Consider the following 14,562-nt stretch of genomic DNA (forward strand, 5'->3'; position numbering starts at 1 on the left):
GCTGGCAGATACAAAAAAGCCCCGATCACTCGGGGCTTTTCTTGAAGCTTGTCGCTCGAAGCTTGTAGCGGCTTCTTAGCCTTTGTAGGCAGCAACCGACTTCAGGATCTCGGCACGGGCCGCATCAGCGTTGCCCCAACCGTCGATCTTCACCCACTTGCCTTTTTCGAGGTCCTTGTAGTTCTCGAAGAAGTGCTTGATCTGCTCCAGCAGCAGCGGTGGCAGATCGGTGTATTCCTTCACGTCCACGTACAGCTGGGACAGCTTGTCGTGAGGAACCGCGATCACTTTGGCGTCGCCGCCGCCGTCGTCGGTCATGTTCAGGATGCCGACCGGACGAGCACGGATCACCGAGCCTGGAGCCACTGGGTATGGGGTCACGACCAGCACATCCAGGGGATCGCCGTCGTCAGCCAGGGTGTTGGGGATGAAGCCGTAGTTGGCCGGGTAGAACATCGGGGTGGCCATGAAACGGTCAACGAACAGGCAGTCGCTGTCTTTGTCGATTTCGTACTTGATCGGCGCGTGGTTGGCCGGGATTTCGATCGCGACGTAGATGTCGTTCGGCAGGTCTTTGCCCGCCGGAATCTTGCTGTAGCTCATTGGGCATTGCCCCCGTTAGTTGACCAAATGACTTGGCCGGATTGACCAAAAAGTGGCGGCGATTATAGACACACTCCGCTACCGATGCCACGTACCAGGGGTCGTAGGTCCCCGGTTGCAGTGTCTTGCTGGCACGTCTTCAGATGAACAACGTAATGGCCCGGCAAGACATTAGTGTTGCGCTTGATAGACCGGATCATGCGCCTGAAGTTGCTGCAGCCTGGCCAGTGGATTTTGCCGATAGAACAGCTGCAGTTGCTCGTAGACTTTCGGATAAGCCGCCACCAGCAGGTCCGGGGCGCTGAAGAAGTACTCGCTGGTCACGGCGAAGAACTCCGCCGGGTTTTCCGCGGCATAGGGATCGATGGCGGTTTCGACGTCCGGATCATGATCGAGCTGGCGATTGAGGTCGTCGTAGGCACTTTGCATGACCTGGGCCCAGTCGCTGACCCGCATGTCGCTGTGCAGCGGCGGCAGGCCGTTGGCATCGCCATTGAGCATGTCCAGCTTGTGGGCCAGTTCGTGGATGACCAGGTTGTAGGCCTCCCAGCCACCGCTGGCCAGAACCCCGGGCCACGCCAGGATGACCGGCCCCTGTTGCCAGGCTTCGCCGCTGTGTTCGCCGTCCCATTCGTGCTCGATACCGCTGGCATCGCGATGGCGCTGGGGGCTGAGGAAATCGTCGGGGTAGAGGATGATTTCGTGGAAACCCTGGTACCAGTTCAGGTCGCCCAGGTGCAGCAACGGCAGTTGGGCCTGGGCGGCCAGCAGCAGGCGCTGTTCCTGGTGCAGCTCGACTCCCGGCAGGGCTGTCAGGTGCTTGTCGTCCAGGAACAGCACGCTGGCTTCGCGCAACCACTGGTCCTCGGCGGCACTGATGCCGTCGAGGAAGGGCAATTGCTGGCGGACCTGCTGCCAGGTCTGGTCGCTGACCGGATGTTTGGCCAGGCGGCGCTTGCGGCGCCAGGCGCTCAAGGACCACATGCTGGTCAGCGGGTCTCGGCTTTTTCCGCGTTACGGCCGAAACGGCTGCGCAACACACCGATGATCATCGGTACCAGGGACAGGAGGATGATGGCTACCACCAGCAGCGACAGGTTTTTCTTGATGAACGGTACGTTGCCGAAGAAATAACCCAGGGTCACCAGGCCGCCGACCCAGAGGATGGTGCCGGCCACGCTGAAGGCGAAGAAACGTGCATAAGGCATTCTGGCGACGCCGGCAACGAAGGGCGCAAAAGTCCGGATGATGGGCAGGAAGCGCGCCAGGGTTACGGTCTTGCCACCGTGTTTTTCATAGAAATCGTGGGTTTTCTGCAGGTAGTCGCGACGGAAGATCTTCGAATTGGGGTTGCTGAACAAACGCTCCCCAGCCGTTCGTCCGATCACATAGTTGGTGCTGTCGCCCAGGATCGCCGCAAGCATCAGCAGCCCGCCCAGCAATACCGGGTCCATGCCGCCACCGGCCGCTACCGCACCGGCGATGAACAGCAGTGAATCCCCTGGCAGGAAGGGAGTGACCACCAGTCCTGTCTCGCAAAAAATCACCATGAACAAGATGGCGTAGATCCAGGGCCCGTAGTTGGTCACCAACATGTCGAGATAGACGTCGAGATGAAGGATTAGGTCGATCGGGTTGAAATCCATTGAGGCACCTGTAGTGGTGGCCTGGCTCGGCAGGCCTGTGCGATAGCTTTGAGAAAAGGACTTAAAGGGTGTGCGACTTTTCTGGGAAGCGGAAAAGGTCGGCATTATAAAGGCTGGGAGGTGAAATGCGTGTTCAGATTGTAGCGGCACATGTCGATCCGCAACCTGTCGGCACGCTGACAGACTCCGCAGTCTGGGATCGGGGACTAATGCCGATCAGTTAAGGACAGGGTAGGCGCGAGGGACTTCAGAGCGCTGCGTTTATCCAGTCGATACGCGCTACCGTTAACGAGCATCGACCGGTTGCTCCTACAGAGAATCACCTCGCTTGACTGATTGGCATTAGGCCCGGGGGCGCTTTCAGTCTTCGCTGATAGGCAGGATGTAGTTCTTGAACTCGGTATCTTCGCGAAATCCCATGGATTCATAGGTCTTGCGCGCCACTTCGTTGTCGCTGCTGGTGGAAACCCGCATGCGCACGGCATTGGTTTCCTTGGCCATCTTCTTCGCAGTGCGCATCAGGTTGTCGGCCACCAGCTGGCGTCGGGCGTCCTCGGCGACGTAGATGTCGTTGAGAATCCAGACCCGCTTGAGGGACAGGGACGAAAAGCTCGGATAGAGCTGGCAGAAACCCAGCAACTTGCTGTTGTCATCATCGGCCAGGGCCAGGTAGATCACCGACTCCTTGCGCCGCAGGCGCTTTTCCAGGAACGCCCGGGAAGAGTCCGGGTAAGGCAGGGCGCCATAGAACTCGCGGTACTTGACGAATAGCGGGGTCAACAGATCCAGGTGCTCGAGGGTTGCTTGAGTAATCCGCATGATGGCTCTCAACTTCAAGTGGATGTGACGGCACAAGTTGGATGACTCGGGGCAGCCGCGTTGCGATGCTGCCCAAAGCGGTTAAAAAGCGCAATCGTCTTGCAAAATCACACTTGGGGCGGGCCCAGGAGGAAGTTGCCCTTCATGTCCGCGGGCGAGTCGCTGTCCAGGGTCTGGACCTGCGCCTCGTCCTTGAGGTTCACCCCCGACAATTGCCGGCGGCAGGCTTCGCGCATCAGGTACAGCAGCCGATGGGCGGCCATGCCGTAGCTCAGGCCCTCCAGGCGTACGTTGGAGATGCAGTTGCGGTAGGCATCGGTGAGCCCGACCTTCGGCTGGTAGGTGAAATATAGCCCCAGACTGTCGGGAGAGCTGAGCCCCGGGCGTTCGCCGATCAGGATGACTGTCATCTTGGCGCCCAGCAGCTGGCCGATTTCGTCGGCCACCGCCACTCGGCCCTGTTCCACCAGGACCACTGGCGACAGCGACCAGCCTTCGGCGGCGGTCTGTTCTTCCATGCGCGCCAGGAACGGCAGGGTGTGGCGATGCACGGCCAGCGCCGACAAGCCATCGGCCACCACGACCGCCAGGTCGACCCCGCCGGGGTGGGCCTGGGCGTACTCACGCAGGGCCTGGGCCGACTCGTCGCTGAGCCGGCGCCCCAGGTCAGGGCGTTGCAGGTAGCTGTGGCGGTCGGTGGCGGCGCTGTGCAGCAGCAGGCTGTCGCGGCCCCGCTCGGCCAGCTGGGCGCTGAGTCCGGCATGGTCGAACGGCAGGTGCACGGCATCCCGGGCCTGGGCATGGGCGAACTGGAAATCCAGCTGGGCGCCAGTGGGCAGGCTGGTGCCGGTGCGGCCCAGGGCGATACGCGCCGGGGTCAGGCGGCGCAGTTCCAGCCAGGGGTTTTGTGAGTCGCTCGGGTGTTTTTGCATGAGCCTGTTCCTTATCCCAACTGGGCCAGTGCCTGGCGGAAGGCCGGAGGCAGGTTGTTGCCGAAATGCACCTTGCCGTCGGCCTGGGTGAAGATCCCGGTCCGCGCCAGCCATTGCTCGAATTCGGGCGCGGGCTTCAGGCCCAGGGTCTGGCGGGCGTAGAGGGCGTCGTGGAAGGACGTGGTCTGGTAGTTGAGCATGATGTCGTCGGACCCCGGGATGCCCATGATGAAGTTGATCCCGGCCACCCCCAGCAGGGTCAGCAGGTTGTCCATGTCGTCCTGGTCGGCCTCGGCGTGGTTGGTGTAGCAGATGTCGCAACCCATGGGCACGCCCAGCAGCTTGCCGCAGAAATGATCCTCCAGGCCGGCGCGGATGATCTGCTTGCCGTTGTACAGGTACTCCGGCCCGATGAAACCGACCACGGTGTTCACCAGGAACGGCTTGAAGTGCCGCGCCACGGCGTAGGCGCGGGTCTCGCAGGTCTGCTGGTCGACGCCGAAGTGGGCGTTGGCCGACAGCGCGCTGCCCTGGCCGGTCTCGAAGTACATCAGGTTCTGTCCCAAGGTGCCGCGGTTCAGGCTCAGCCCCGCTTCGTAGCCTTCCTTGAGGATGTTGAGGTTGATGCCGAAGCTGGCGTTGGCCGCTTCGGTGCCGGCGATCGACTGGAACACCAGGTCCAGGGGCACGCCACGGTTGATCGCCTCGATGGAGGTGGTGACGTGGGTCAGCACGCAGGCCTGGGTGGGGATCTCGTAGCGCTGGATGATGGCATCGAGCATTTCCAGCATGGCGCAGATCGAGGCAATGCTGTCGGTGGCCGGGTTGATGCCGATCATGGCGTCACCGTTGCCGTACAGCAGGCCGTCGAGAATGCTCGCGGCGATACCGGCCGGCTCGTCGGTGGGGTGGTTGGGCTGCAGGCGGGTGGACAGGCGCCCACGCAGGCCCAGGGTGCCGCGGAACTTGGTCACCACGCGGATCTTCTGCGCCACCAGCACCAGGTCTTGCAGGCGCATGATCTTCGATACCGCGGCGGCCATTTCCGGGGTCAGGCCCGGGGCCAGGTCGCGCAGGCTCTGCTCGTCGGCAGCGTCACTGAGCAGCCAGTCGCGAAAACCACCGACGGTCAGGTGGCTGACCGGGGCGAAGGCCGCCTTGTCGTGGCTGTCGATGATCAACCGGGTAACTTCGTCGGATTCGTAGGGGATCAGCACCTCTTCGAGGAAGTGCTTGAGGGGGATGTCCGCCAGGGTCATCTGCGCGGCCACCCGCTCGCCGTCGTTGAGGGCGGCGACTCCGGCCAGGAAGTCCCCGGAGCGGGCCGGGCTGGCCTTGGCCATGACTTCCTTGAGGCTGTCGAAGCGATAGGTCTGAGTACCTACGCTGTGGGAAAATTGGGCCATCTCAGTCTCCGTTTCAACGATGTAGGGGCGTTGCCGAGTGCTGGCGGATCATCAGGATGCCACCTTCTTCAGCAGGTTTTCCAGACGGTTGCCGGCAGCCCGGTGCTGGAGGATGGCAAAGGCCTTTTCCGCCACCAGGCTGCCGCCTTCCAGCGGCGGCAGGCCACCGCTGTAGATGTTCGAGATCACGGTGTATTCGTAGCCGATATCCGGGTTGCCGCTGAACTGAGCGGCGGCGCGCCGGGCCTGGTCGTCCGGCAGGCGGTAGCCCAGGTAGGCGGACATGCTGCGCGAGGCCAGGGCATCGCCACCGGGGCGTTCGCCGATCAACACGATGATCAGCTGCGGTTGCAGCGCCTCACCCACCGACTCCGCCAGCTTGACCCGGCCGTAGGGCGCGAGGATCGGTTGGCCGATACGCAGCTGGCGGCTGCGCAGGCCGTCCATCAGCACCGGGAGCAGCTCGGGAATGTTGTGATGGATGGCCTCGGCACTGAGGCCATCGGAAATCACGATCTGCACGTCGTTGTGTTCCGGTTGCAGTTGGCGCAGTACCTCTTCGGTCAGGCGTGCCCCCAGTTCCGGGTCCTGCAGGTGGGCCAGCTTGTCCGGGGCGGCGGTGCGCAGCTCGCGCAGGGGAATCTCGCCGATCTCGGCCGGTCGCAGGTCGACGTAGATCGCCTCCCGGGCTACCGCCAGGTTGGCCCGAACGATGCGCGAGACAGTGTTGGCCGGGCGCGGCCCGGCGTTATCGAAGCCGTAGGTGGCCGGGGTGGACTCCAGCAGGCGCTGGAAGTCGATGTCCGACTCGCAGAAGATCCGCGGGTTGCCCCAGTTCGGCCCACGCTCGACGTTGCCATGGGCATCCTCCTGGAAGATCCCCTTGGCCAGGGCCCAGCGCAGGTACTCCGGCGCTGGGGCCAGGTCGTGGACTTCGCGCAGGGTCTGGTTGTCGTGGGCGCTGGTATCGAAGTAGGCGAGCATGCGGTCGGTGCTCAGGTACACGTCCATGAAGAAGTTGGCGCCGGCCGCGGTCAGCAGCTCGGTGGCCATCTGCTGGCCTTCCAGGGTCACCTGGGAGTGCAGGGTGTAGCAGGGCGCCATGCCCATGGGCAGGCCCAGCAGCTTGCCCATGAACTGGTCCTGCAGGCAGGCGTAGGTCATCTCGAAGTTGTCGAGGTGGGTTTCCGGGCCGATGAACCCGGTGACGTTGTTGACCATGTACGGCCGATAGCGCCGGGCCAGGCCGTAGCACAGCGCCTCGCAGGTGGTCATGTCGATGCCTTCGTGCTTGCCGTAGGTCAGCTCGCTGCCCTGGCCGGTCTCGAAGTACATGAAGTTTTCCGCCACGTCCCTGAGCGGGCCCCGCTCGGCCATGGCCTGCCAGGCCTGGTCGAGCAGTTGCACGGTGACGTCGAACTCGTCGGTCAGGGTGCGCTCGGTGCCAGCCAGGCTCTGGAACATGATTTCCACCGGCGCGCCCTGGTCCAGGCAGGCCAGTTGGGTCTTGATGTGCGACAGCACGCAGATCTGCGTGGGGGCCCCGGTTTCCCGGCGCAGCTTGTCCAGGTGGCGCAGGGTGGCGCTGATGTTGTCCACGGTGTCGATGGCCGGGTTGAGGCCGATCAGCGCGTCGCCCGAGCCCATGCTCAGCCCGGTGTACACCAGCAGGGTGATGCCGCTGAGGTTGTCGGTGGGGTGGTTGGGCTGCAAGCGTGACGACAGGGTGCCAGGCAGGCCCACCAGGGTCCGGGCCTTGGCGGCCGCACCGCTCTTGAGCTTCTTGGACAGCAGGATCAGCTCGTGCACGTCCAGGAGCTTGGCCAGGGCGGCGACCATCACTCCGGTCAGGCCCGTGCCGATGCGACGGATCTGCGTGCCGTGGCTGCGCAGCAGGCGGTCCTTGAGGGCGCCCAGGGTCAACCCGGATATCTCGGCGAACACCTGGTGGTCGATGTCGTAGTTGACCTGCATGACGCTGTCGATACGGCCATGGCGGTCGGTGAGAGGGTGCTCGAAGTAGTGGCCCAGGGTCAGCTCCGAGAGCACCTTGCGGGCCGCTTCGCGAGTGATTTCGTCGGCCGCCGCCAGGCCAGCCACGCGGTCCCCGGCCTTGCTGATGTCGGCGGCGCCGAGCACCGCCTTGAGGTTGGCGAAGTGGATCTCGCGATCCAGGACCCGGGTGCCGTAGCTGCGCTCGGCGGGCACCTCGGGCAGGCGGATGTGCTGGAGTTCGGTGAGTGGCATGGCAGGACTCTCCTTGGTTCGCATCGCCTCAGTGCACGCCGTAGAAGGCGACGGGCACGATGTGCTGATGGGGTTTTCCCAGGTTGATGAAGTGCGCCGAGCGCTCGCGTACCTCGTCGATGACGATCAGGTTGCAAGCACTGCGCCCCCAGTCCGTGGCGTAGTTGCCCAGGACCTTGCCGATGTTGCTTTCCAGCAGCAGCACCAGAGGCCACTGCGGCTGCGGCGCCGCCGCTTGCAGGGCCTGGGCCAGGCGCGTGCCCAGTTGGCGGACCTGCTCCAGCCGGGGAACCTGGCCGCCATCGAGCAATTGCAGGCAGGCCCCGTCGCGGCTGCCCAGGGCCAGGTCCAGGGCGTCGCCCAGTTGGCGCTCGCTGGCATCGATGGGCAGGCGCGCGACGATGGGCAGGTCCTTGAGCGGCAGCGCCTGCGGTCGTGGCAAGAACAGGGTGCTGCCGGAAATCTCGGTGTTGTGCAGGGTCAGGCCATAGACCGTGGCTCGCCCGCGGTTTTCCGGCAGCAGTCGGTTGGCATCCCCCACCAGCCGGGGCTGGCGAGCGATGGCCAGGGCCAGGTCGATGCCCAGGTCGCCATAGAAGGTGGTGCCGGGCAGCGTTTCGCCTTGCAGGTGGCGATAGAGCAGCTCGCCGACGCCGCCGGAAAAGGTCAGTGCGGCGCTTGCATGGCCTTGGGGCAAGAGCAACGGCAATTGCTCGACCAGCCGGCCCAGCGCAGTGGCGAAGAACGCCCGGTCGCCCTCGGCGATCGCCAGCAACGCCGCGATGTACCAGGCGAGCACAGCGTCCCGCTCCAGGGGCATCAGCTCCTGGCCGGGCTCCCTGGCGATGCCCAGGTGCTGGAGCAGGGCCCGGCCGAACGCCGAGAGCTCCCTGAGCCGATAGCTACCGGGCTCGAATTGCAGGTGCCGGGCGCCGATGAAGTGGCAGCCAGTGGCCAGGACATTGCCATCCAGGCCCCAGGCGGCGTTGGTGGTACCGCCGCCAATGTCCAGGTTGAGCAGTGGCTGCTGGCGATGGAAACGGCTCAGGGCCGAGCAACTGCCCATGAAGGCCAGCCAGGATTCCAGGCCGCCGTCGTCGGCCCGGGTCACCAGGGCGTTGCCGAGCAGTTGCCCTACCTGGTGCGCCAGGGCCTGGGCATTGTGTCGCCGAGCGGCCAGGCCGGTGATGATCACCCCGCCGGAAAACAGCTGCTGCGGGCGGACTCCGGCCTGTTCCAGCCAGCCTTCGATCAAGTCGCCGATGGCCCCGGTGTCGATGATGTCGTCCTTGAACGGCGTGAACACCGGGTCGCCGCGAAACAGCACGCGGGGTTCATTGAGGGCCATGCGTCCGGTGACGCACTGGCTGCTGAGGCTGGCCTGGGCGATCAGCGCGCTGCTGGTGGTGGAACCGAAGTCCAGCCCCAGCAGCAATACCGGTGCGCCGCCCGTGATGGCTGGCATGCAGGCGTTCCTTGTCGTGCCGGGCTTAGGCTGTGGCCTTTTGCCCGGGCCCTACTGGCGCTTCCTGCACGCTATCGCCCAGGTACTCGCCCTCGGCGATGATCCCGGCCGCACGGTCCTGGGCTTCCAGTTGCAGGGCCTTGGGCACCGACAGCCAGTAGGCCAGGCCTACCGCGACGAAACCGGCGCTGAGCTTGCCGATCAGCACCGGCAGGATGATGGTCGGCTGGAAGTTGGCGGTGAAGGACAGGTGGTCGCCCAGCAGGAACGCCGCGCAGACGCCGAAGGCAATGTTGATCACCTTGTCCTTTGGCGGCATGTAGCGCACCAGGCGGAACATCGCCAGGATGTTGGCGATGGTGGCCAGCATGCCGGCGCTGCCCACAGCGCTCAGGCCGACCTTGCCACCCAGGCTCTCCAGGGGTTTGCCCAGGTATTTGCGCAGCAGGTAGACCATGGGGAAGGCCCCGGCCAGCATGATGCCGATGTAGCCGGCAGTCTCCAGCGCGCGGGTCTGGTCCTCGGCGTCGGCGATGATCGGGTGGAAGCCCCAGCTGCCGAAGACCGTGGTGAACACGCCGGTGAAGTGCTGGACGATCGAGGCCACCAGTACCAGCTTGATCACTGCGTCCAGGGTCCGGCCGAAGATGATGAAGCCCTTGATCATCAGGTCCGGCAGGAACCGCAGGCCCAGGGCCAGGGCCACGACGAAGATCAGGATCGGCAGCAGGTTGGCGAACAGGCCTCCCACGGCCAGGGCCAGTTGGTAGCTGGCCTCGGAGTTGGTGCTGACCAGTTCGCGGACCATCGGGTTGCTGAAGGCCAGGATCAGGCTGGCCACCATCACCCCGACCGGGATGGTCAGGATGCCGGACATGATCCCCAGGGCCATGTACTTGTGGTCGCGCTTGTCGAGCATCGCCAGGCCCATGGGAATCGAGAAGACGATGGTGGCGCCACCCATGAAGCCGGTGATCAACGCCATCACCAGCGCTTCCTTGCTGGCCGCCAGGGCCGAGGCCAGGTGGTAGCCGCCCATGTCCGAGGCGATGATCATCGTCGCCGCCAGGGCCGGGTCGGCGCCCAGGGATTCGAAGAAGGGCCCGAAGACCGATTCGATCAATACGGTGAGATAGGGGATGGAAGCCATGATCCCTGCCGCCGGCACGAAGATGTAGCCCGTGGCGTGGATGCCTTCCATGAACTCCTTGCCCAGCCCGCGATCGCTGTCATAGATGGCAGCGAGGGCGCCGAGCACGGCACAGAGCATGATGAGGTAGAGCACGTAGTTGCCGATCTGGTCCATTGCTTTGCTCCCTTGTCTTATTGTTTTTCAAGGCTCTTGTTCGAGCCCGGGGCTGTGCGCGCGAGGTCGTTGACTCAGAACTTCCGACAGCAGCGTCCCGTCCGGCAAGCCAGTGGCACCGGACCACGAAGGTATAGATGTGCGGCAGGGCCGCGAAAAAACTCCCGGCGACCCTGGGGCCGCCGGGAGGGTCGATCAGAAGAAGCCCAGCGGATTGATGTCGTAGCTCACCAGCAGGTTCTTGGTCTGCTGGTAGTGGTCGAGCATCATCTTGTGGGTCTCGCGGCCCACGCCGGATTTCTTGTAGCCACCGAACGCGGCGTGCGCCGGGTACAGGTGGTAGCAGTTGGTCCACACGCGACCGGCCTTGATCCCACGGCCCATGCGGTAGGCGCGGTTGATGTCGCGGGTCCAGACCCCGGCCCCCAGGCCGAACTCGGTGTCGTTGGCGATCGCCAGGGCCTCGGCTTCGTCCTTGAAGGTGGTGATGCTCACCACTGGGCCGAAGATTTCTTCCTGGAATACGCGCATCTTGTTGGTGCCCTTGAGCAGGGTCGGCTGGATGTAGTAGCCGGTTGCCAGGTCGCCTTCGAGTTTCTCCACCTTGCCGCCGGTGAGCAGCTGCGCACCTTCGTTCTTGGCGATGTCGAGGTAGGACAGGATCTTGTCGAACTGCTGTTCGGAAGCCTGGGCGCCGACCATGGTGTCGGTGTCCAGCGGGTCGCCACGCTTGATCTGCTCGATCTTCTTCATCACCGCCTGCATGAATTCGTCGTAGATCGACTCCTGCACCAGGGCGCGGGATGGGCAGGTGCAGACTTCACCCTGGTTGAAGAACGCCAGCACCAGGCCTTCGGCGGCCTTCTCGATGAACTTCGGCTCGGCCTGCATGATGTCTTCGAAGAAGATGTTCGGCGACTTGCCGCCCAGCTCCACGGTGGACGGGATGATGTTCTCGGCGGCGCATTTCATGATGTGCGAGCCCACCGGGGTCGAGCCGGTGAAGGCGATCTTGGCGATGCGCTTGCTGGTGGCCAGGGCCTCGCCGGCTTCGCGGCCAAAACCTTGCACCACGTTGAGCACGCCTTTTGGCAGCAGGTCGCCGATCACTTCCATGAGCACGGTGATGCCCAACGGGGTCTGCTCGGCGGGCTTGAGCACCACGCAGTTGCCGGCGGCCAGGGCCGGGGCCAGTTTCCAGGCGGCCATCAGGATCGGGAAGTTCCACGGGATGATCTGGCCGACCACGCCCAGTGGCTCATGGATGTGGTAAGCCACGGTGTTGCCGTCGATCTCGGCGGCACTGCCTTCCTGGGCCCGCAGGCAGCCAGCGAAGTAGCGGAAATGGTCGGCGGCCAGGGGGATGTCGGCGTTCAGGGTCTCGCGTACGGCCTTGCCGTTGTCCCAGGTTTCGGTGATGGCCAGCAGTTCGAGGTTCTGCTCGATGCGGTCGGCGATCTTCAGCAGGATCAGCGAACGGGCCTGGACCGAGGTCGCGCCCCAGGCATCGGCGGCGGCATGGGCGGCGTCCAGGGCTTTTTCGATGTCTTCGGCAGTGGAGCGCGGGAATTCGGCAATCGGCTTGCCGTTCACCGGCGAGGTGTTGGTGAAGTACTGGCCTTTGATGGGCGCGACGAATTCGCCGTTGATGTAGTTACCGTACTTGCTCTTGAACGAAACGATAGCGCCTTCAGTACCGGGGTGTGCGTAACGCATGGGGTATCTCCTGGCTTTTATGCTTATGGGGGAGGACGCGCTGTAGCGCATGGCAAGCGTAGAGCAAAGCCCGGGCCAGCGTAGCGCGAGCCATGTGAATCAAGCGTTTGCGCAGGTAGCAGGGGCTGTCGGCCCCTGGCGTGTGACAAATCTGGCGCAGCATTGAGTGACAGTTTGTAACCTGGATGGCACAAGCTGTGGCTCAGGGGACAAGCTGGCGTTGCAATGCGACGACGCCTGGAGGATGCTGGCTCGAATGTCGAATCCTGTCGGACAAATCCGTCGGCCCATCGGTGTTTTCGTCGATGGACCCTGATCTCCAGACCTTCGGTGGCGCAGGATCGCGCCCGCGTGTGACAGCACAGCAGGAGAACAATAAGAAATGCACAGCAGTAATCATCTCACCCGCCATGCCCAGCAAGTGCTGACGGTAGCCCGGGGCAAGGCTCATCTGCAGGGGCCCGGCAGCGATCCTTCCATCGCCCGCTCCTGGTTGCGCTGCCTGGAGGACTATCACCTCGACCCGGCTCTTTCCATGGCCCCCACGGTGCTCGAGCACGGTCGCCTGCTGGAGAGCCGGGAGCGCTTGAAGGATGTCCTGCAGATCGCCGGCACCGAAATGGCCAACCTGCACCAGCAGTTGTCTGGCGCTGGCCATGCGGTACTGCTGACCGATGCCCGTGGGGTGATCCTCAACTGCATCACCGCTCCCAGCGAGCGCAAGATCTTCGAACATGCCGGGTTGTGGCTGGGGGCTGACTGGAGCGAGGCCCGGGAGGGCACCAACGGTATCGGTACCTGCCTGGTCGAGCGCCAGTCGCTGACGATTCATCAGGGCGAGCATTTTCGTGGCCGGCACACCGGCCTGACCTGTTCGGCCAGTCCGGTGTTCGATCCCCATGGCGAGTTGCTGGCGGTGCTGGATGTGTCGTCGGCTCGCCAGGATGTTTCCCGCCAGAGCCAGTTCCACACCATGGCCATGGTCAACCTCTCGGCGAAGATGATCGAGAGTTGCTACTTCCTGCGTTACTTCGAGAACCAGTGGTTGCTGCGCTTTCATTTGCAGGCCGAATCGGTGGGCCTGTTCAGCGAGGGGCTGCTGGCCTTCGACGGCGAAGGACGGATCTGCGCGGTGAACCAGAGTGCGCTGAACCTGCTGGGGCATATCCGCGGCGGCCTGTTGGGCAAGCCGGTGGACAGTTTCTTCGAGTGCTCCCTGGACGAGCTGTTCGGGCGCGCCAGCCTGAACGCCAGTGCCAGTTGGCCATTACGCACCCGGGATGGGCGGCATTTGTTCGCCCTGCTGCGAGGCGCGCCACCTGCCGTTGTACAACCCATGCTGCGAGCCCCGGTGAATGTGGCGGTGCCTAAGGCTTCGGGCATCTGCCTTGGCGATGCTGGCCTGCAAGGCGATTTTCGCCGGGCATCGCGGGTCTTCGAGCGCGACGTGCCGCTGCTGATCAATGGTGAGACCGGCTCGGGCAAGGAGGCCTTCGCCAAGGCCGTGCACCAGGCCAGTGCCCGGGCGGACAAGGCCTTCGTCGCCCTCAACTGCGCGGCCATTCCGGAGAGCCTGATCGAGAGCGAACTGTTCGGTTATCGCGGTGGCAGTTTCACCGGGGCACGCAAGGAAGGCATGCGCGGCAAGTTGCAGCAGGCCGATGGCGGTACCTTGTTCCTCGATGAAATCGGTGACATGCCCCTGGCCTTGCAGACTCGTTTGCTGAGGGTGCTGGAGGATCGACTGGTGGTGCCGATTGGAGGCGAGCCGCAATCGGTCAATGTCCGGATCATCAGCGCCACCCACCGCAACCTGCTGGAGCGAGTCGGCGACGGTAGTTTTCGCGAAGACCTGTACTACCGGCTCAATGGCCTGGAGATTGCCCTGCCAGCCTTGCGCGAGCGCAGCGACAAGTCCCAGTTGCTGGATTTTCTCCTGGCCGAAGAGGCGGGCTCGCAACCGGTGGTGCTGGACGAGGCGGCGCGCCAGAACCTGCTGGCCTACTCCTGGCCGGGTAACGTGCGGCAATTGCGAAACGTACTGCGGACCTTGGCGGCGCTGTGCGAGGACGGTCGGATCGGTGTGCAGGACCTGCCACCGCTGATTCGCCAGGGCAACCGCCCGATAGCGCCCAGCGAACCCCTCGATGATCAGCCGGAGCGGCCTCTTGAGGATGCCGAACGGGTGGCCCTGCTGGCAGCGCTGGAGCAGCAGCGCTGGCACATGACCCACACCGCCGAGCAGTTGGGGATCAGCCGCAACACCCTGTATAGAAAGCTGCGCAAGCACAGTATCGCGCGCTGAGCCTTCGCTTGTTTCCGACCAGCCATGGCGTCAGGCCGTGGCTGGATCTCCCCGTCAGCTAAAGGGTGCGAATTGCAGCCCTCTAGGCTACCCTGCGCCGATGTTTTATGAGGTCGA

The 14,562-nt window shown here is 64.0% G+C and carries 11 protein-coding genes; 1 reads left to right on the forward strand and 10 read right to left on the reverse strand.

Annotated elements, in window-relative coordinates; genetic code table 11:
* Positions 1–75: 75 nt before the first annotated feature.
* From ppa to exaC, 10 genes are all read right to left on the reverse strand, one after another.
* A complete protein-coding gene (gene ppa / locus C4K39_RS20605) occupies positions 76–603 on the reverse strand; it encodes an inorganic diphosphatase (RefSeq protein ID WP_068579703.1) in 528 nt (175 codons plus the stop codon).
* Positions 604–774: 171 nt separating this feature from the next.
* Positions 775–1,587 (reverse strand): M90 family metallopeptidase, encoded by an 813-nt coding sequence (locus C4K39_RS20610; protein ID WP_124347285.1) that lies wholly within the window; start codon positions 1,585–1,587, stop codon positions 775–777.
* Between the two features lie 5 nt (positions 1,588–1,592).
* The gene (locus C4K39_RS20615; RefSeq protein WP_068579694.1) at positions 1,593–2,249 is read right to left on the reverse strand and encodes a DedA family protein; all 657 of its coding nucleotides are present in this window, start codon (positions 2,247–2,249) and stop codon (positions 1,593–1,595) included.
* A gap of 360 nt (positions 2,250–2,609) precedes the next feature.
* On the reverse strand, positions 2,610–3,068 hold the full coding sequence (locus C4K39_RS20620; RefSeq protein ID WP_068579692.1) for a GNAT family N-acetyltransferase: 459 nt from the start codon (positions 3,066–3,068) through the stop codon (positions 2,610–2,612).
* Positions 3,069–3,175: 107 nt separating this feature from the next.
* On the reverse strand, positions 3,176–4,000 hold the full coding sequence (gene eutC, locus C4K39_RS20625) for an ethanolamine ammonia-lyase subunit EutC (protein WP_068579689.1): 825 nt from the start codon (positions 3,998–4,000) through the stop codon (positions 3,176–3,178).
* 11 nt (positions 4,001–4,011) lie between these two features.
* Positions 4,012–5,406, reverse strand: coding sequence for an ethanolamine ammonia-lyase subunit EutB (locus C4K39_RS20630; RefSeq protein WP_068579687.1), 1,395 nt, complete (start codon positions 5,404–5,406; stop codon positions 4,012–4,014).
* A 51-nt stretch (positions 5,407–5,457) separates the two neighbouring features.
* Positions 5,458–7,653 (reverse strand): ethanolamine ammonia-lyase, encoded by a 2,196-nt coding sequence (locus C4K39_RS20635; protein ID WP_124347286.1) that lies wholly within the window; start codon positions 7,651–7,653, stop codon positions 5,458–5,460.
* 28 nt (positions 7,654–7,681) lie between these two features.
* Positions 7,682–9,118, reverse strand: a complete 1,437-nt coding sequence (locus C4K39_RS20640; protein ID WP_124347287.1) for an ethanolamine ammonia-lyase reactivating factor EutA — start codon at positions 9,116–9,118, stop codon at positions 7,682–7,684.
* Positions 9,119–9,143: 25 nt separating this feature from the next.
* Positions 9,144–10,424, reverse strand: a complete 1,281-nt coding sequence (eutH, locus tag C4K39_RS20645; protein WP_068579677.1) for an ethanolamine utilization protein EutH — start codon at positions 10,422–10,424, stop codon at positions 9,144–9,146.
* A gap of 195 nt (positions 10,425–10,619) precedes the next feature.
* Positions 10,620–12,140 carry an acetaldehyde dehydrogenase ExaC gene (gene exaC, locus C4K39_RS20650; RefSeq protein ID WP_068595430.1) on the reverse strand — a complete coding sequence of 507 codons (1,521 nt, stop codon included), beginning with the start codon at positions 12,138–12,140 and terminating at the stop codon, positions 10,620–10,622.
* 382 nt (positions 12,141–12,522) lie between these two features.
* Here exaC and C4K39_RS20655 point away from each other — a divergent pair, with 382 nt between their 5' ends.
* Positions 12,523–14,445 carry a sigma-54-dependent Fis family transcriptional regulator gene (locus tag C4K39_RS20655; protein ID WP_124347288.1) on the forward strand — a complete coding sequence of 641 codons (1,923 nt, stop codon included), beginning with the start codon at positions 12,523–12,525 and terminating at the stop codon, positions 14,443–14,445.
* Positions 14,446–14,562 lie beyond the last annotated feature (117 nt).

Source organism: Pseudomonas sessilinigenes, from assembly GCF_003850565.1.
Classification (GTDB): domain Bacteria; phylum Pseudomonadota; class Gammaproteobacteria; order Pseudomonadales; family Pseudomonadaceae; genus Aquipseudomonas; species Aquipseudomonas sessilinigenes.